Here is an 18,675-nt window from a genome sequence, read left to right on the forward strand (position 1 = left end):
ACGACCATGGGGTCACGCAGAGGTTGCGTCGAAGTGACGATTGATTTCACGCTGACGTTTCAAGGGGCAGACACACCCGAAACAGCGCGCCCTCGCCTATCTGGCTTTCGACCTCTATGGTGCCGCCATGGGCCGCAACGATCTGCTCGGAAATAAACAGCCCAAGGCCCAGGCCCGCCGCCACTTGGCTGGCAGACACGCGCTCGAACTGCTGGAAAATACGCTTCTGGTTCTCTGCACTGATGCCGATACCGTGGTCGCGCACTTCGACCCGAGCTTCGCCATGCTCGCTGTACACCTGCACCTCCACCGGGCTTTTGGCTCCGTAGCGCAAGGCATTGGTCAGCAGGTTGGTGACTACCTGCTCAATGCGGAACTCATCCCAGTTCCCTTCGACGGGCCCTTGCACAACCAGTTGCATCGACGAGTCGGCGGCTGCCACTTGCGGCGCGAAGTTCTCCACCAGGTTGCTGACCAGTTGCGCGAGGTCAAACCTTGCGGGGCGGATCGACAGTTTGCCGGTGCGAATGCGCGACACATCAAGCATGTCTTCAATCAGGCGAATCAAGCTTTTGATCTGCCGCTCATCGCGGTCAACCATCGCGTGCATCTTGTCCAGGGTGAACGCGGCGGCGTTATCCCGGGCCAGGTGCATCTTGCGTAGCTGTGTCTCCAGGATCAGCCCGTTAAGGGGCGTACGCACCTCATGGGCGACAATCGACATAAAGTCATCACGCATGCGCACAGCCTGTTCCAACTCGGCCTGGGTGGCCTGCAGGCGGTTCAGCAACTGCTCCTGCTCGCGGCGGCTGCGCTCCAACGCTTCAACCTGTTGCTTCATGGCCTTGCTTTGGCGGTACAAGTCGACGAAGACATTGACCTTGCTCTTCACCGCGTGGATATCCAGCGGTTTATGCAGGAAGTCCACCGCGCCGCTCTCGTAGCCCTTGAAGGCGTAGTTGAGTTCGCGGCCGGCGGCACTGACGAACACGATCGGGATGTTCTTGGTTTTTTCGGTGCCTCGCATCAGTTCGGCCAATTCAAAACCGTTCATGCCGGGCATCTGCACGTCGAGAATCGCCATGGCGAATTCGTGTTCCAGTAACAGGGACAAGGCCTCGTCGGCGCTCAACGCTTTGAAGACCTGGCGATCCTCGCGTTTGATCAGCGCTTCGAGAGCCAGCAGGTTCTCCGGCAGATCGTCGACGATCAGCAGTTTGGCCTGGAAGGTACTTAACATGGGGAGGATTCCAGCAAAGCCAGCAACGAGCCAATTTGGCTCAGCGTGAGAATATGGTCAGGTGTATGCAAGGCCAGGGCCGCTAGCGGCATCACCGAAATACGCGCCTCGGCGGGGTCTTGCACGACGGTGATCCCCCCCGAGCGCTTGACATGGGCCAACCCTTTCGCGCCGTCCTGGTTGGCGCCGGTCAGCAGAATAGCCAGCAAGTTTTTGCCATAGGCATCAGCGGCGGACGCGAACAGGTAATCGATGGCGGGCCGGGAATGATGCACGCGATCCTCCTGGCTCAGGGACAGGCTGCGGTCATGCTCCACCGACAGGTGATAGCCGGGACCGGCGAAATACAGGGAGCCCGCTGCAATAATTTCTTTGTCCCGAGCTTCAAGGACCGGGATACGCAAGCGCCGCGCAAATACCTCGGCCAGCTGGCTGCGGCGCTCATCTGGCAGGTGCAGCACGGCAATGATCGGCAATCCAAAGCCCGCAGGCAGCTCGCCAAAAATATGCAGCAACGCCTCCACACCGCCGGCAGACGCGCCGACGACGATGGCTTCAATCCCGCGAATCGGGCTGGCTTGCGCGTCGTTCATGATTTCCGGTAGATCCGCTCTTGCTTGACCAAGGCTTCGAACTGCTTGCTGTAGGCAGAAAAATCCAGGGTTTCCTTACTGCCCAGCACCAGGAAGCCGCGATGGCACAGCGAGTCATGAAACAACCCAAACGCCCTGTCTTGCAACTTTTTATTGAAATAAATCAGTACGTTACGGCATGAAATTAATTGAGTTTCTGAGAATACGCTATCGGTCGCCAGGCTGTGATCAGCGAAGGTCACGTTCTCGCGCAGCGTCTTGTCGAAGATCGCGTAATCGTAAGCCGCCGTGTAGTAGTCGGCAAATGAACGCTGCCCACCCGCCTGCTGATAGTTGGCGGTGTAGGCGCGCACGTTCTCCAGGGAAAAGATGCCCTGCTTGGCTTTATCGAGCGAGGCGGGATTGATGTCCGTGGCATAGATGATCGTGCGCTCCAGCAGCCCTTCTTCGCGCAGCAGGATCGCCATGGAGTACACCTCCTCCCCTGTGCTGCAGCCGGCGATCCAGATCTTGATCGACGGATAGGTTTTGAGCAGCGGTACGACTTCCTGGCGGATCGCCAGGAAGTGCGACGGGTCGCGAAACATCTCGCTCACCGGGATCGTGAGAAATTGCAGCAATTGCATGAATGCCGCTGGATCATGCAGCACCCGTTCCTGCAACGCCGAAATGGTCGCGCAGTCGAACTGGCGCAGGGCGTGAGCCACACGGCGTTTGACCGACGCGCCCGAGTAGTCGCGAAAGTCATAGCTGTACTTGAGGTATATCGCCTCAATCAGCAGGCGCAGCTCAATGTCGCTGCTCTTGTCCAAAAAAACGTGCTCCACTTAAATGCGTTCCATCTTGGGTAGCCATACGCGAATCAGTGAGAACAGACGGTCCAGATCGATCGGCTTTGCCAAGTAATCGTTGGAACCCGCCGCGAGGCAGCGCTCCTGATCGTCCTTCATGGCCTTGGCCGTCACCGCAATAATCGGCAGCTTCTTCCAACGCGGGTCCTGGCGGATCAGGGCGGTGGCTTCGTAACCGTCCATCTCCGGCATCATCACGTCCATCAGCACCAGGTCGATATCGTCGACTTCATTGAGTTTCTCGATGGCTTCACGGCCGTTACGCCCGATCACCACCACGGCACCTTTATGCTCCAGGGCGCTGGTGAGGGCGAAGATGTTGCGCACATCGTCGTCCACCAACAGGATTTTGCGCCCCTCGAATACCTTGTCGCGGCTGCGGGCAGTCTTGAGCATCTTCTGGCGGTCATGGGACAGCTGGGATTCGACTTTGTGCAGAAAGAGTGTGACTTCGTCCAGCAGGCGCTCCGGCGAACGGGCGCCCTTGATGATGATTGAGCGCGAGTACTTGCGCAGCTCGGCCTCTTCATCACGGGTGAGGTTACGCCCGGTGTAGACAATCACTGGCGGGAACGAGCAAATGTCCTCGGTGGCCATGCGCTTGAGCAGCTCGTTGCCGAGCATGTCAGGCAGCTTGAGGTCGATGATCATGCAGTCGTAGACGTTGGTGCGCAGCAGCTCCAACGCGGCCTGGGCGTAACCGACATCGGTAATTTCGATGTCATCGTCGCCGATCAGGCGGGCAATGCTATCGCGTTGCAGGTCGTCGTCTTCCACCAGCAATACGCGCTTGACCTTTTGGGTCAGCTTGGCTTCCAGACGCGCAAATACGTCCTTGAGCTCCTCGCGGGTGGTGGGTTTCACCGCATACCCGATGGCGCCCATGTGCATGGCAGCTTCGACTCGGTCTTCGACGGATATCACATGCACCGGGATATGTCGGGTACTGGCGTGCTCCTTGAGGCGTTGCAACACGGTCAACCCGGAATGGTCCGGCAGGCGCATGTCCAGCAGGATTGCATCGGGGATGTATTCCTCAGCTAGGCTATAACCCTCATCCGCACCGTGGGCGACCAGGCATTGGTAGCCCAGCTCGTGGGCCAGGTCGAACAGGATGCGCGCGAAGTTAGGCTCGTCCTCTACCACCAGGATGCAGCGCGTGGTGAACGGTGCCTTGTCGCGGTCGTCGGCAAAGCGCGGGATGAGTTTAGTGTCGGTCACCGGTAACGGCGACACTTTGATCGGCGTTGGTGCCGGCACTACGACGGCCTGGCGCGGCTGCTCGATCGGCGGCGCGTCTTCGGCGCGCTCCACGTACTGCTCCGGCAATACCAGCGTGAAAACGCTGCCCTTGCCCGGTTCACTGGTTACGCTGATGTAGCCACCCAGCAAGGCCGCCAGGTCCCGGGAGATCGACAGGCCCAGGCCGGTGCCGCCGTAACGCCGGTTGGTGGTGCCATCGGCCTGGCGGAAGGCTTCGAAGATGCTTTCCTGCTGGTCCGGAGCAATGCCGATCCCGGAATCGCGCACGGTAAAGGCAATGCCCCCTTCCGATGCGCTTGATACCGACAGGCTGACCTGGCCCTGTTCAGTGAACTTGACCGCGTTAGACAGCAGGTTCTTGAGGATCTGCTCCAGGCGCTGGCGGTCGGTGTACAGCATGATCGGCGCACCTGGCTGGATCTCCACCTGGAACCCCAACTTGCGGTCGGCGGCCAGCGGCTCGAACATCCCGCGCAGACCGTCCACAAGACGCGTCACGCTGGAGTTTTCCGGGCGCACTTCCAGTTTGCCGGCTTCCACCTTGGAAATATCCAGGATGTCGTTGATCAGGTTGAGCAGGTCATTACCGGCCGAATAGATCGATTCGGCGAACTTGACCTGTTCGGCACTGAGGTTGTCCTGGGGGTTTTCCGCCAGCAATTTGGCCAGAATCAACGAGCTGTTCAGCGGCGTGCGCAGTTCGTGGGACATGTTGGCGAGGAATTCGGACTTGTACTTGCTGGACCGCTGCAACTCTTCGGCGCGGTCTTCCAGTTCTACCTGAGCCTGATTGAGCTGGATGTTCTTGCGGTCCATGGCGTCGCGCTGTTCGGCCAGGGTCTGGGCCTGCTCGGCCAATTGTTCGTTAGTCTGCTCCAGCTCTGCTTGTTGGGTCTCCAGGTGGGCCTGGGATTCCTTGAGGATGCGTGACTGCTCTTCCAACTCTTCGTTGGCGGTCTTGAGCTCTTCCTGCTGCACTTGCAGCTCTTCGTTGAGCTGCTGGGTTTCGGCCAGCACTTCCTGCAAACGCTGACGATAACGCGCGGCTTCGATGGAGGTGCCGATGTTGCCGCCGATGAGTTCCAGCAACTCAACGTCACGGTCCTCCAGCGGGCGCAGGAAGCCGAGTTCGACTACCCCGTTGACGCGGTCATCATCGCTGGTCGGCATCACAAGCACGCTGCGGGTGGCGCCTTCGCCGAGGCCGGAACTGACTTTAAAGTAGTCCACCGGCACATCGTCCAGGCGAATCAGGCGATCCAGCTGGGCAGCCTGCCCAACGATGCCTTCGTCACTGTAGATCGATTGTTCCAGTTGCTCCTGGTCACGGGAGAAGCCATAAGTGGCGACCCGCTTGAGGCCGCCGTGCTCTTCGCGTACATACAGCGCCGCAACCGCCGAGCCCATGTACTGGGCGAAAAATTGCAGGATATTGCGCCCCAGCATGTTCAGGGTCAGTTGGCCCAGCACTTGTTCGGCCAGCTCGGTTTGCCCGTTGCGCAACCAAGCCTGCTGTTCGAGGCGCCGTGCAATCTTCTGCTGAGACGCGAGGGTTGCGGCGTAACTCTGTGATAGAGCAAGTAAATTCTTCCGGCCGATATACGCCAGAAAGCCACTCAAACCGAGTACGAACACCAGGTACAAGGTGACACTGATCACCGTGGTGCGCGTCACGTCCTCATTGCGAGTGAGGCGAAGCTGTTGCTCCATCGCCACCGCATCGTCGTACTCCTTGCGAATCTCATCGGTGAGGCGCTTGCCGCGGCCAGCCTTGACCGCGCCGCGGTAATCACCGCTTTGGCGCTGCATATCGATCATCGACTGGGCGTATTTATTCCACTCGTCCTGCATGGCCTCAAGGCGTTTGAGGCGGTCGACCTGTTGCGGGTTATCGGCCACCAGTTCCTGCAAATTGCGCAGGTCGGCAATGATGCGCGGCTTCGCCACTTCGTATGGGTCGAGGAAATGCTCGTCGCCGGTAATCAGGAAACCACGCATGCCGGTTTCCAAGTCCACGGTGAGCTTGGACGACTCGTTAAGGTTATTGATTACCCGATCGGTGTGCTCAACCCACTTGATCACCGTTAGCAAATAGGTAATCAGGCAGACGAAAAACACGGCGCTCAGCACACCCACACCCAGGGGCAATGCCACGTTCCGGCTCAGGAGGTTACGAAAGCTCTTTTCATCGACGGACGACGCAGGAGTCATGGGCATGCCTTGGCCAAATACGGAAAAACCGGGAGTTTGCCCCAAACTGGCGGGCAAGACCATTTTTCTAAAGCTGTTTTGTACAGATTCCTACAGCGGAACAAGCTATTCTCCCTAGCCTTTTGTATTGCATTGTTTTTACCGCTTGCGGGAACTTGTCTACAGGCCGCGCTTACTCAAGGAAGAGGCCTGTCAGAACGGCAGCCGGTAAACCTCGCCTTTTTTGGGAATTCCATATTATGTCCACAGTCATCTCCACCATCCTTGTCGTTGAAGACGACGCCATCGTGCGCATGCTGATCGTCGATGTGCTTGAGGAGTTGGAGTTCAAGGTGCTTGAAGCAGGCGACGCTGAAAAGGCCTTGGAGCAGGTTAAAGATACTGACCAGGTGATTGACCTGATGATGACCGACGTTGGCTTGCCCGATATGGACGGCAAGCAACTGGCAACCAAAGTGCGTGAGCTGCGCCCCTCCCTGCCCATCCTGTTCGCCAGCGGCTATGCCGAAAACATCGATGTGCCTGACGGCATGCAGGTGATTGCCAAGCCGTTTTCCATCGATCAACTGCGTGACAAAGTCAAAGCGATGCTGCCTCACGTTTGACACTCGTCGCCGCCCTGCCCCGTTACTCATTCAATAGGACGCTAGCGCGATCGTGCCCCTCAACGCACGCGCCAAAAGACTTCGAGCGCAACTGGGTGCAAACTTCGTCCGGCAAACACGGGTTCAGCTTTTTACGGTTGTATGCGCCGACCGAGGCCAACGTCGATAAAAGCTGAAAACTGGAAGACATCACCCCTGCTCATTAAGAGACGCAACAACATGATCAAACAACCGACGCGCCTGCTGTTGGCGAGCCTCTCGATACTCATGAGTACCGGCGCCTTGGCCGATTTCACCGCGACCCCGAGCGAAGCGCGGGCTATCGCCAAGGAAGCGTATCTGTATGGCTACCCGGTCGTGCAGATGTACAAGACGCTTTACACCCAGGCCGTTGATAAAGGCGGTGCCAACTTCAAGGCGCCGTTCAACCGGATAGGCAACACCGCCCAGGTGTTTACGCCCAAAGACACGGCGTCCTTGACCCCGAGCTCCGACACGGCCTACTCGTTTGTATGGATGGACCTGCGCAGCGAACCGCTGGTGCTGACGTTGCCGAAGATCGAAGACAACCGTTACTACTCGGTGCAGTTGATCGATCTTTACACACAGAACTTCGCCTACCTGGGCACCCGTAGCACCGGCAACAACGGCGGCCACTACATGATTGCCGGCCCGGACTGGAAAGGTCAGCAGCCGGTGGACGTTGACCGCGTGGTGTACAGCGAAAGCAACATCGCCTACGCCCTGTACCGCACGCAGCTGTTCGATGAAAAAGACCTGAACAAGGTCAAGCAGATCCAGAACGGCTACAAAGTCCAGTCCCTGAGCAGCTATGTGAAACAAGCCGCGCCGGCCAAAGCGCCGAAGGTCGAATGGCCCAAGCCCACGGCGACCATGGTCGAAGGCCCGCAGCTGTTCCGCTACCTGAACTTCATGCTCTCCTTCGCCGCCCCTCAGGACAGTGAAAAAGAGCTGCTCGCGCGTTTTGCCAGGATCGGCATCGCCCCCGGCGCACCCTTCACGCTCAACCAATTGACCGCCGAGCAGCGCAAAGCCCTGGAAGATGGCATCAGCGATGCCCGCGCTGAATTTGCAGCGTTCAAAAAAGACAGGATCGACACGCATCAAGTGCCCAGCGGTGATTTGTTCGGCAGTCGCGACCATCTGCAAAACAACTATCTGTACCGCTACGCCGGTGCGGACATGGGGATCTTCGGCAACTCCAGCGACGAGGCCGCTTACCTCGAGTACGTCGTCGACAGCGAAGGCAAGCCTGCCAACGGTGCGCGCCACAGTTACACCGTGCATTTCGCCAAGGACCAACTGCCACCGGCCGATGCGTTCTGGTCCCTGACCCTGTACGACGCAAAGACCAAGTTGCTGGTGCCCAACCACAAGAAACGCTACCTGATCAACTCGCACATGTTGCCTGATCTCAAGCGCGACGCCGATGGCGGCGTGACCCTGGCGCTACAGCACCATGAGCCACCGAAAGCCGAACAGAGCAACTGGTTGCCGGCTCCACCCGGCCCATTCTTCGCTGTGCTGCGCATTTACCTGCCCAAGCCTGAGGTAGGTTCCGGTCAATGGAAGCTACCGCCACTGACGCCGCTTAAGTGACACCTCGCGCCCGGTCGCAACAGCGCTGGACCGGGCGCGCCCTGCCCCATACCGCTGGAATATCACGCCGTAAAACAGGCATGGCGCCTGCGATTGTCTAGGGAGCTGTACCGCACATGACTTGCTGGAATGTCCTCGGCCTGACGCCGGATGCCGATAGCCGTACGATCAAGCGCCAATACGCCGCCTTGCTGAAACAGAACCGCCCGGACGATGACCCGCAAGGCTTTCAGCGCCTGCGCGAAGCCTACGAGGCTGCACTGGCGTGGAACCCGGACGAGCAGGTCGCTGATGACGTGCTGGTCGAGACGCCCGACCAAACCCTCGCTCAGCATTACGAAGCGGCCATGGCCGATGGCACCGCGCTGTTGCTGGAAGTCCACCTGTTGCAGCGCTGCATCGAAGGCGATCTGAATGCCGAAGACACCCGGTGGGCCTTCGAAACCTTCAACTGGCTGACTGCCTGGCAACGCCTGGAGCTGCCCAGCGCGTTAATCAGCACCCTGGAGTTCCAGCAACGGACCCAATTGCAGAACCCCTTGCACCAAGCCCTTGGCCAGCAAGACGACGCTGCGTTCCTGGCGGCCTACGCCGCTACACCCAACGCGCATGCCTGGGTGAACAATCATCCCCATGCCGAGTGGTTCAACGAATGGTTGGCCAGACTGCTTGCCAACCATCATTACTGGTCGAGCACTGTATTCGAAGCGGTTTGCGCCGGACAAAACTGGCACGGCGGCGCAGATCATGGGTGCCCCGCTGGAGACTGGGCGCAGATGTTGAAGCGCCAAGAAGGTCCTGCTTTTATGGCGCACCAACGTGCATTGGCCGCACAACCGCCCGACAGCCCGCAACAGCGTGCCGCGCGCTTGCTACTGGCACCCATGAGCCTTGGCCAGCGCCGTGCCTTTGCCCAGCGCTTCGACGAAGACGACTGGAAGGCCTGCAAGACGTTGAGTGCCGATATTTATGCCGACCACGTCAGCGTTGCCGAAGATATGCCCGGTGGCACGGTGTATTTCTGGCAGGGCTGGGAGGCTTCCATGGACACCTGGCCGTGGATCGTTGCGCTGGTGCTCAGTTGCCTGGTGGGTGTGCTGGTAAACGCCGAAGCCTTGGACGGCAAAGTAATACCGACCCTGGGCCAGGGCATTCTGTGGTCGATCGGCGCCGTGGTGTGTGCGGGCATAGCCTGGCAGGCCTGGCGACCGCTGGCCCACCATTACCGCGTGCTGGATGAACAGCTCAGCCAACGCTTGCCCCGCTGGCTCAGCCCGACCCACTTGCCGTTGCTGCCGATACGTGACCTGGTACCGGGTCTCATTCTGGCCGCAGCGTTGGGTTATGTGTTCAGCCCGTTCGCCAGTTTGACCCTGGCGGTCGCACTGGCGCTGGTGGGTTTGATCAAGCGGCCGTTCATGAATCACCACACCCCTTGGACCGCCCGGCATCCACGCTGGGCCGTCCTGGGCGGCGCGCTCTGTCTTGTTGGCGCGGTCGCGCTCTATGCCGGGCTGAAGATGCTCGACAACCAGCACCTGGTTACCCGCAACCAAGGTCTGCAGCAGTGGACCGAACGCCTGTGCAGCCGCATGCCACGTAGCGTGGTTGAGTGCCAGGCGCCCGCCACCCAAGTGCAGTGGTACGGCCAGGAGGGCAAGCCATGAATCCAAAATGGTTGTTACCCATAAGCATCGCATTGGGCCTTGGCCTGCTCGGGGTGGCCAGCGCCACCAGACCGTTGCAAAAAGTGCAACTGTGGCTGGACCAGCGCGACAGTCCCTACACTGCCAGAGCCAGTGCCCTGGCACCGATCATTGATTGCGTGAACCGCGTCGACCGGGATACGCGCCTCGCGTATTACCCCATTCCCGAAGTGGAGCCCGACAAGCCCACCCTCGATACCTATGGCGACCGCAATGAGCCCGAGCCGTACCTTATCCAGCGGTCGGTATGTTCGCAGCAGTACACGGTGAAACTGGAACGCCAGGCGCCCGACAGCAGCTTGCTCGCCGCCGCCGGTGCCTACGCGCAAGCGTTGTACAACGTCACGGCACTGGCCGATGGGGTTACTCGCGTGCAGGCGCGCAGCCTGGCGCCGACAACGCAGGAAATAGCGTCAGAGGCCGCTGGCAAGCAATTGCTGCTGGCCTACGATCAGGTCGTCGAAAAATACCTAGCAGCGTCCACTTCTCTGCGCCAACAGTTGGCGGATGAAGACCTGAGTGTGCGTCCCGCCCAACTGGCGTTGCTGGAAGCGCGCTTTGGCCGAGACATGCAGTGGCACTTGCTCAACTACATGATCGCGGCGCGCCAGGCGGTGAACCAGATCGAGCAAGGCGTGCGCGACGCCAACCTGACCCCGCAGCGCGTGGCTGACTTGACCGAGGGGGTACGCAAGGCCGCCGAGGACAGCAGAGTCTTTCTCAATGCCATGCCCAGCAGAAGGCTGGACGATGAGGCGATTTACCTCTGGTACAACATCAAGGCGCCTGCCGATGAATACCTCAAGGCGTTGACCACCCTGCACCAGCACTGGCAGGACCACGCCGCGCCGCAGCAGTTGAGTGACGACTATTACCGCGTCACCCGCCGCTACGACGCCCTGCTCAGCTATTACAACCGCCTGGCCAGAAATGCGTTCTAGTGGTTTCTGAGCTTTACATAGGATTGATGCAGGTCCGACGCCCAGCCATCGATCACGCTTTTGACGTCATCGGCTTTCATTACCTGGGCAGCGTTGTCCAACGGCTTGCCGGTGCCTTTGCGCACCACCTGGGCGATCACCTTGCCAGTGGCCCCGTCGAGGAACTGCGCTTCGGTCCCCAAAGTGGTTTCCTGGTCACGGATGCCGGTACCGGTACTCACCGCCGCTGCCACCAGGGCCACCGGGACGAATTCATAGGGTTTCAGGCCCTCGGTCTTGCTGCTGACGGCGGTGATTGCCGCGCGCACCACGATCACGCCAGGGCCGGGCGCGCTGGCCAGGGGCAGTGACTTGGCCAGCTCACGCTTGAGCGCTTGGTTGTAGTAGGCGTTGATGCCGTTGAGGGTGCTCTCGGGGATTTTCGCGGTGGCGTGGGGTTTGGGGTAGAACTGAGTCGGTTCGATGTACGCCGCGTTGTAGCGGCTCAGGTCCAGCTTGGGATCGACCCAGCGCATCACCACGGCGCCCGACGGCGACTGGGTTTGTTTGAGTTGGCTGTAGTCGGACAGAAAGCCCGAATACTCATCCGGTTGCGTGACCTTGCTGGCGCAACCGGTCATCCCCAGCGTGGCGATACACAGCGCGCCGATCATTAGCCTTAGTTTCATCATCGAACTCCTTGGCGGTCATCATCGAAACAGTGAGCTGTAGGTATAGCCAATCCTGGGGAATACGCCCTATTTAGCCTCGGGCATTTGCCAGGCCTGGGATCGGCGTCAAAGCTGAAGGCTCAAGCGCGATCGCGCGGGATCAGGCTTTGTAATTGCGAAGCCAGGAAGTTGGCGTCGAAGCCGAAGGTGTCGGGGTCTTTCAGGCCATTGGTTTTCTTCCACAGCCAGTCGTTCTTGTCGGCCGCCAGCACCAGCGAGACGCTGCCGTGGCGGGCTGCGGTCAAGCCCATCACCGCGACGGAAATCGAACCGCCCGCCCCCATCACATCCGGCACGAACTCCACGGTTTTGCCGGTGATCTGCACAATGAGCTTCTCAGTCTTGAAGGTCGACGTCTCCACCGGCATGCTCGGGCCGCTGGCCACATAGGCTTCACGATTGACTTCCAGCAGCCCGACGGTTTTGACCGGTTCCAGCCACAGCTCAATCTGCCCGAACAACTCGCCGAGCTTTTGCGCCCAGCGGGCTGACTGCACGTCGAATTGCTGTTTTTTGTGGGCTTCGCTGTCGGCGTAATGACGAAGCATCTCGCCCAGTTGTTGTACATCGTCCATTGCGGATTTCCTTGGGTGAGCCAGGTTGCGAAGACTGATCATGGCAGATGCGACGCTTCGCCGTACGCCTTAAAACTGCACCGGTCATTTGGCTGGCAACTGCGTATGACTATTGGTTGGCCAGTGGGTAAGGTGAAGTCACATCCATTGTCAGGAACATCACATGCGCACCATCGGCCTTATCGGCGGCATGAGCTGGGAGTCCAGCGCCGAGTATTACCGCATCATCAACCAGCGCGTGCGCGACCAGCTGGGCCCGCTACGCTCGGCGCAACTGTTGATGTACAGCGTGGATTTCGGCCCGGTGGAACAGGCCCAGCATGCGGGGCGTTGGGATGACACCGCGCAGATCCTCGAAGATGCTGCACGCCGCCTGCAGGCTGGCGGCGCCGAGTGTGTGGTGCTGTGTACCAACACCATGCATAAAGTGGCGCCGCGCATCGAAGCGGCGGTGTCGATTCCGTTCCTGCACATCGCCGATGCTGCCGGTTTGGCCGCAGTGGAGGCCGGCACGCTGACGGTCGGTTTGTTGGGCACCGCATTCACCATGGAGCAGGACTTTCTCACGTCCCGCCTGACCGATCACGGCCTGACGGTGTTGGTGCCGGACACGGATGAACGTAAGGACGTGCACCGCATCATCTACGAAGAGTTGTGTGTGGGCGTGATCAGCGACACTTCACGGCAGATCTATCAACGGGTGATCAAATCCCTGGCCGCCCGTGGCGCCCAGGCAATCATTCTTGGTTGCACGGAAATAGGCCTGTTGATCAAGCCCGAACACAGCGACCTGCCGCTGCTGGACACCACCGAGCTGCATGCGCAGGCTGCGGTGGCGTTTGCTCTGGGTTAACCCCGCTGGCGCAGACGGGCCATGCTGACGGTGTCGACAAACACACCGTCACGCAGGGCGTAATCGCGCAGCAGCCCTTCCACCTCGAAACCGAATTTACGGTACAGGTGTTGCGCGGCTTCGTTGTCGGCGTACACCGTTAACTCCACGCGGTGAAGATTCATCCAGTTGTCAGCCACGTCCAGCGCAGCGCTCAACAGACGCGACCCCACCCCCTTGCCCTGCCAGGCCGGCGCAACGCCCATGCCGAACGAACCCACATGGGCCTGGCGCACGCGCAGGTACTGTTCCAAGCCCAGTTGGCCGATCACCTCGCCGCCGTGCACCGCCACCAGTTGCAGCCGACGCTCGTTGTCCATCACCAGCTTGTTGCGCCAGGCCTCCACCGATTGGTAAGGCATTTGCAGCACCTGTCGACACACCGCCGGTTCGTTATAGAGCGCTGCGACGCCCTCAAGATGGGCCTCGGTAAAGCGCTGGATCACGATATGGGGTTCAGGTGTGTGCATGGCGTTTCATCCTTTGAAAGACACGTGGCCAGCCAGTGTAGAGGCCCTGCCCGCCCGATGGCTAGGGCGCTGGCGCCGTCGACCACAACGCCGGCCAATCACCGTAACCCACCCCAGTGCAGCGCGGCATGGACAGCAATTCACTGAGCTGGAAACCCTTGCCGTCGAACACCCAGACGGCGCCCGCGCCACAATCGCCAATTCCCCGGAGCTTGTAGAAATAACTCAAGGTGCCACTGGCTGCGTCATATCCCACAGAGCCTTGCAGTGGTTCGATCCCTAATGGCAAGGGCTCAAGCTGCATCGGGGTTTCGGCATACGGCGCCTGGCGCTGGCGGCTGACCACATCGTATTCACAGTTGTAGGCCGCGCAGTCATAACGCACCACGGTAATCGCCTGCTGCACCGTGAGGGCACCAGCGTTCGCCTCGGGTGCGCTGCCGGTGCCGTTGTCCTCGGGCGTGACGGTGTGCAACGCGGCCGCTATCAGGCCGGCCTGCTCCTGCGCAGTCAACATCGGTGCTCCTGGGAATTTGCGCAGCACCGGTGTGGGCAAACGTGCAGGCACGGCGCTGGCCGCGCCCTTACCTGGGCGGGCCAAGGCCGTGACGTTATCCACCCGCCCCTGCACCGCATCCATCAACAGCAGTGAAGCGCTCAGCCCACTCAGCAACACATGCGCCTGCTCATCCCCCGGCAATTGCAGGCGCTGGCCGTTACGCAAACGCTGCAACCAACGCCGCGCCACTGCCTCCTCGATCACGCCATAGGACTGCACCTCGGGATCACCGCCCTGATCGTCCAGTTCTACGTGAAGACCCTGCGTCAGCTCCAGCCCCAGCGGCTGACCGTCCAACAGCAGGGTCGACAGGTCGAGCGCCTCACCGCGGTGGTCGAAGCGCAAACGCAGGTAACCTTCAGGCCCGGCCTGATGCCAGATATGCAAAGTCAGCGAGCTGTAGTCCTCCTCGTCGACGCCACTGGGTGCGCTGAGGGCATGGCAATTACGCAGGTTGTCGCAACCCGTGACCCAATTCTTGATTTCCCGGAGCAAGGGAACGGTTTCAGTGTTGGTTTGAGCGAAGGTGGCAGTGCTGGTCAACAGCAAGGCCAGGAGTGCGGGGCGCAACATGGGGACTCTCCGTGTCGAAAAAAGGCGCGGATTGTCCCATGTTCGGGAGGTGGCGTCAGTGCTTGGCCGCCACCCGCCACACCCGCGCAATGTCCGCCGCCCGCTCACGCAATAAGCGCGGGGCCTCACTGCATGCCTGCTCCAGGCTCATCGGCCCGTTCGGCAAGGCGAAGGCGGCGTCGACGCCGTGGGCGTACATTTGCTCGTAGCCGTCGCCCAGGGTGCCTGCGATGACGATCACGGGCACGCCGTGCTGCTGGGCGATACGAGCGACGCCAAAAGGGGTTTTGCCGCGCAGGGTCTGGGCGTCGAAGCGGCCCTCGCCGGTGATGACCAGGTCAGCGTCGCGTACGACGGCGTCCAGGCCAACCAATTCGGCGACGACTTCCACACCGGCTCGAAACTGCGCACCGAGAAAGGCCTTGGCGGCGAAGCCCAGGCCGCCGGCGGCGCCGCTGCCGGGTTCGTCGCGCACGTCCTTGGGCAAGACCTTGGCGCAGTGATCGGCGAAGTGGCTGAGGGCCGCGTCCAGTTGTTGGACGTGTGCGGGGTTGGCGCCTTTCTGTGGGCCAAAAATGGCTGAGGCACCGTGGGGGCCACACAGGGGATTGTTGACGTCGGCCGCGATTTCAAAGCGCACCTCAGACAGGCGCGGATCAAGCCGCTCAAGGCTGATATGGGCCATGCCAGCTAAGGCCAAACCGCCCGGCGCCAGCACTTGGGAGTGGGCATCAAACAAGTGCACGCCAAGCGCCTCCATCGCCCCCGCGCCTCCATCGTTGGTGGCACTGCCGCCAATCGCCAGGATGATGCGCTGTGCGCCGGCATCCAGGGCGGCGCGGATCAGCTCGCCGGTACCGTAAGTGCTGCTGATACACGCATCGCGCTGTCCTGGTGGGACCAATTGCAAGCCGCTGGCTTCGGCCATTTCGATGATCGCCGTGTGGCTGTCGGCCAACCAGCCCCAGCGCGCGTCAACCGTCGCGCCCAACGGTCCGCGAACCGCCTGGCGGCGCAGCTCGCCGTTGCAGGCTGCGAGTACCGAGTCCACCGTTCCTTCACCGCCGTCCGCCATCGGGCACTGGATCAACTGCGCGTCCGGCCAGACCTCGGCCAAGCCTTGGGCAATGGCCTGGGCAACGCCTTCGGCACTCAGGCTGTCCTTGAACGAGTCGGGGGCGATGATGATTTTCATGGGCTTTCTCCGGTTTTTATGACGCCCATGCTGCCAGTTGGCACCGGGAATGACGCCGGTCCGATGCACAAGTGCGGGTGAGGTTTGTTGTTCATTCCGACAAAGCCTGGGGCAACAGCTGGACGCCCAGGTACAGGGCGAGCATGCCGTCCAGGGTCAGCGGGTCGACGCCACTGAGTTCAGCGATGCGCTCCATGCGGTAACGCAGACTGTTGCGGTGGATACCCAGCGCGTCGGCGCAGGCCTGGCTTTGGCCATCGTGCTCGCACCAACTGCGCAGCGTGGCCAGCAATTGGCCGTTGTTGTCCTTGGCGAGCACTTTGCGCAGGGGGTTGAGCAGTTCATCGAGGGCGTCGTCGTTGCGATGGCGCCAGAGCATCACCGGCAGGCGATAACGGTTGAGGGTCAGCAGCCGTGAGTGCGGCAGTACATCGCGACCGTAGGCCAGTAAGTCACCCACGCGCCGATAGCAACGGCGCAGCCCGGCCAGTCCTTCCGCTTGCCCGCCGACGGCTACGCGCAGCACATTCCAACCTTGGCCTTCGAGCTTTTCCAGCAGGCGCGGATTATCCACTTGCACCGCCGCGGGCCGGCACCATAACAACGAGAACTGCGCCGAGCTGACGCACCAACTGTCCGGATAGCGCGACGTCAGCCACGCGCTTAATGCCTCCGCCGACTGGCCCGGCCCCAGTTCGAAAAGGTACGGCGTGCGCGCCAGCTGCGGCTTGAGTCCCAGTTGCTGAGCTTCGTCGACCAGGCGCGGCGAATCACCGGTTTCGGCGAGGAGCAACGCCAATAGATCGTCGCAACGCTGGCGTCGCCATTGCTGCTCGGCTTGCTGATGGCGATGGCTGACCAACATTTCTGCGGTCATACGCACAAGTTCCGCGTAGGTGCGCAGCAGTTCAGGTTCGCCGGTGATACCCAGCACGCCGATCAGACGCTGATCGTGCATCAGCGGCAGGTTGATACCCGGCTGTACGCCCTTGAGGTGTTTGGCGGTCTGGCCGTCGATTTCCACCACGCGACCATTGGCCAGCACCAGTTGCGCACCTTCATGGCGGGTGTTGATGCGCTCGGACTCACCACTGCCGAGAATCAGGCCCTGGCTGTCCATGACATTGACGTTGTAGGGCAAAATCGCCATGGTCCGATCGACGATGTCCTGTGCCAAGTCATGATCCAACTCGAACATGAGTCTAAATTCCTAAAAAAGCATGGTTGTTCATCGGCACAGCGCAAAGTTTCCATCACTGTGCGCGAGCACAAAGACAGCACCCCGCCCCGTGGCCGAGACTCGTTGAGCGATCAACGTTACCCTCGCATCGCGAAAAATCATAATAAAGAGAGAACGCCATGTCACAGAGCGCCGCTGCCACACTGGCCACCGATGACGATAAAAACGCCATCTACAAGCGCATTACCCTGCGCCTGATCCCCTTCATTTTCATCTGCTATCTGTTCAACTACCTTGACCGGGTCAACGTTGGCTTTGCCAAGTTGCAGATGCTTGATGCGCTGAAATTCAGTGAAACCGTGTACGGCCTGGGGGCCGGGATTTTCTTCATTGGCTACGTGCTGTGCGGCGTACCGAGCAACCTGGCGCTGACCAAGTTCGGTCCACGGCGCTGGATCGCGTTGATGATGATCGTGTGGGGCACCTTGTCCACGTGCCTGCTGTTCGTCACCACGCCGACGCATTTCTACACCTTGCGCCTGTTCACGGGCGCCGCCGAAGCCGGCTTCTTCCCTGGTGTGGTGCTGTACCTGTCGCAGTGGTTCCCAACGTTCCGACGTGGACGGATCATGGCGCTGTTCATGTCGGCGATTCCGGTGTCCGGCTTACTCGGCAGCCCGTTCTCCGGCTGGATCCTCAACCACTTCGCCGCCGGCCAAGGCGGTTTGGCGGGTTGGCAGTGGATGTTTCTGCTGCAAGGCATCCCCACCGTAATCCTCGGCGCCCTCGCCTACTTCCTGCTCAGTGACACGTTTGCCCACGCCAAGTGGCTCAAACCCCACGAGCGTGCGGTACTGGAAGCCGACCAGGCGACGGACCTGGCCAACAAGCCGAAAACCACCACCGATTCCCTCGCCGAAGTGTTCAAGAACCCGGCGATCTGGGCATTCGGCCTGATCTACTTTTGCATCCAGAGCGGTGTGTACGCGATCAACTTCTGGCTGCCGTCGATCATCAAGAACCTGGGGTTCAGCGATAACTTGGTGATCGGCTGGCTCAGTGCGATCCCGTATTTGCTGGCGGCGGTCTTTATGCTGCTGGTGGGCCGCTCCGCAGACTTGCGCAAAGAGCGTCGCTGGCACTTGGTGGTGCCTATGTTGATGGGCGCGATTGGTCTGGTGATTGCGGTGAACTTCGCCACGACCCCGGCGATTGCGATTCTGGGCCTGACGATCGCCACCATGGGTGCCCTCACCGGTCTGCCGATGTTCTGGCCAGTGCCGACTGCGATGCTCAGCGCGGGCGCGGCGGCGGGTGGTTTGGCGTTGATCAACTCCATGGGCCAGATGGCGGGCTTTCTCAGCCCGTACATCGTGGGCTTTGTAAAGGATGCGACGGGGTCCACCGATATTGCGTTGTACCTACTGGCGGCGGTGATTGTGGCCGGTAGTGTGTTGGCGTTGCGGATGACGCGCACCCTCAAGGCTTGAC

16 protein-coding genes are annotated in these 18,675 nt (G+C 60.5%); 6 read left to right on the plus strand and 10 right to left on the minus strand.

What is annotated here, in order from left to right; all coding sequences use genetic code 11:
- Window positions 1–46 precede the first annotated feature (46 nt).
- Genes LRO94_RS14835 through LRO94_RS14850 form a run of 4 tightly spaced genes read right to left on the minus strand, consistent with a single transcriptional unit; the run spans window position 47 to window position 6,158 of the window.
- Window positions 47–1,240, minus strand: coding sequence for a hybrid sensor histidine kinase/response regulator (locus tag LRO94_RS14835; RefSeq protein WP_095184745.1), 1,194 nt, complete (start codon window positions 1,238–1,240; stop codon window positions 47–49).
- On the minus strand, window positions 1,234–1,833 hold the full coding sequence (locus LRO94_RS14840) for a chemotaxis protein CheB (RefSeq protein WP_032885676.1): 600 nt from the start codon (window positions 1,831–1,833) through the stop codon (window positions 1,234–1,236). Before LRO94_RS14840 ends, LRO94_RS14835 begins: the two co-directional genes overlap by 7 nt.
- Window positions 1,830–2,660 carry a CheR family methyltransferase gene (locus LRO94_RS14845; RefSeq protein WP_179178965.1) on the minus strand — a complete coding sequence of 277 codons (831 nt, stop codon included), beginning with the start codon at window positions 2,658–2,660 and terminating at the stop codon, window positions 1,830–1,832. Before LRO94_RS14845 ends, LRO94_RS14840 begins: the two co-directional genes overlap by 4 nt.
- Window positions 2,661–6,158, minus strand: a complete 3,498-nt coding sequence (locus LRO94_RS14850; RefSeq protein WP_095185024.1) for a response regulator — start codon at window positions 6,156–6,158, stop codon at window positions 2,661–2,663. It abuts the gene before it with no gap.
- A 239-nt stretch (window positions 6,159–6,397) separates the two neighbouring features.
- Between LRO94_RS14850 and LRO94_RS14855 the strand changes: the two genes are divergently transcribed.
- From LRO94_RS14855 to LRO94_RS14870, 4 genes are all read left to right on the plus strand, one after another.
- Window positions 6,398–6,763, plus strand: a complete 366-nt coding sequence (locus tag LRO94_RS14855; RefSeq protein WP_032885677.1) for a response regulator — start codon at window positions 6,398–6,400, stop codon at window positions 6,761–6,763.
- Window positions 6,764–6,982: 219 nt separating this feature from the next.
- Complete coding sequence (locus tag LRO94_RS14860) at window positions 6,983–8,383, plus strand: DUF1254 domain-containing protein (protein WP_179178964.1); 1,401 nt, start codon at window positions 6,983–6,985, stop codon at window positions 8,381–8,383.
- A 116-nt stretch (window positions 8,384–8,499) separates the two neighbouring features.
- Complete coding sequence (locus LRO94_RS14865; RefSeq protein WP_179178963.1) at window positions 8,500–10,050, plus strand: J domain-containing protein; 1,551 nt, start codon at window positions 8,500–8,502, stop codon at window positions 10,048–10,050.
- The gene (locus LRO94_RS14870) at window positions 10,047–11,030 is read left to right on the plus strand and encodes a DUF3829 domain-containing protein (RefSeq protein ID WP_179178962.1); all 984 of its coding nucleotides are present in this window, start codon (window positions 10,047–10,049) and stop codon (window positions 11,028–11,030) included. Before LRO94_RS14865 ends, LRO94_RS14870 begins: the two co-directional genes overlap by 4 nt.
- Here the strand turns inward: LRO94_RS14870 and LRO94_RS14875 are convergent.
- Together LRO94_RS14875 and LRO94_RS14880 are read right to left on the minus strand one after the other, a co-directional pair.
- Window positions 11,027–11,698 carry a DUF3313 domain-containing protein gene (locus tag LRO94_RS14875; RefSeq protein ID WP_179178961.1) on the minus strand — a complete coding sequence of 224 codons (672 nt, stop codon included), beginning with the start codon at window positions 11,696–11,698 and terminating at the stop codon, window positions 11,027–11,029. The genes LRO94_RS14870 and LRO94_RS14875 overlap by 4 nt on opposite strands.
- Window positions 11,699–11,820: 122 nt before the next feature.
- A complete protein-coding gene (locus tag LRO94_RS14880; protein WP_122757450.1) occupies window positions 11,821–12,315 on the minus strand; it encodes a hypothetical protein in 495 nt (164 codons plus the stop codon).
- 163 nt (window positions 12,316–12,478) lie between these two features.
- On the opposite strand from LRO94_RS14880, the gene LRO94_RS14885 reads away from it, so the two are divergent.
- On the plus strand, window positions 12,479–13,168 hold the full coding sequence (locus LRO94_RS14885) for an aspartate/glutamate racemase family protein (protein ID WP_179178960.1): 690 nt from the start codon (window positions 12,479–12,481) through the stop codon (window positions 13,166–13,168).
- On the opposite strand, the gene LRO94_RS14890 is transcribed toward LRO94_RS14885, so the two are convergent.
- The 4 genes from LRO94_RS14890 to LRO94_RS14905 form a co-directional block, all read right to left on the minus strand.
- Complete coding sequence (locus tag LRO94_RS14890) at window positions 13,165–13,677, minus strand: GNAT family N-acetyltransferase (protein ID WP_032885684.1); 513 nt, start codon at window positions 13,675–13,677, stop codon at window positions 13,165–13,167. The genes LRO94_RS14885 and LRO94_RS14890 overlap by 4 nt on opposite strands.
- A 61-nt stretch (window positions 13,678–13,738) precedes the next feature.
- Window positions 13,739–14,809, minus strand: a complete 1,071-nt coding sequence (locus tag LRO94_RS14895) for a DUF1176 domain-containing protein (protein ID WP_179178959.1) — start codon at window positions 14,807–14,809, stop codon at window positions 13,739–13,741.
- Between the two features lie 55 nt (window positions 14,810–14,864).
- Window positions 14,865–16,004 (minus strand): glycerate kinase, encoded by a 1,140-nt coding sequence (locus tag LRO94_RS14900; RefSeq protein WP_179178958.1) that lies wholly within the window; start codon window positions 16,002–16,004, stop codon window positions 14,865–14,867.
- A gap of 91 nt (window positions 16,005–16,095) precedes the next feature.
- On the minus strand, window positions 16,096–17,202 hold the full coding sequence (locus LRO94_RS14905; protein WP_032885687.1) for a sugar diacid recognition domain-containing protein: 1,107 nt from the start codon (window positions 17,200–17,202) through the stop codon (window positions 16,096–16,098).
- A gap of 161 nt (window positions 17,203–17,363) precedes the next feature.
- Between LRO94_RS14905 and LRO94_RS14910 the strand changes: the two genes are divergently transcribed.
- Window positions 17,364–18,674 carry an MFS transporter gene (locus LRO94_RS14910; protein WP_032885688.1) on the plus strand — a complete coding sequence of 437 codons (1,311 nt, stop codon included), beginning with the start codon at window positions 17,364–17,366 and terminating at the stop codon, window positions 18,672–18,674.
- Window position 18,675: the final 1 nt, after the last annotated feature.

Origin of the sequence: Pseudomonas sivasensis (assembly GCF_021391435.1) — a bacterium.
GTDB classification, from domain to species: domain Bacteria; phylum Pseudomonadota; class Gammaproteobacteria; order Pseudomonadales; family Pseudomonadaceae; genus Aquipseudomonas; species Aquipseudomonas sivasensis.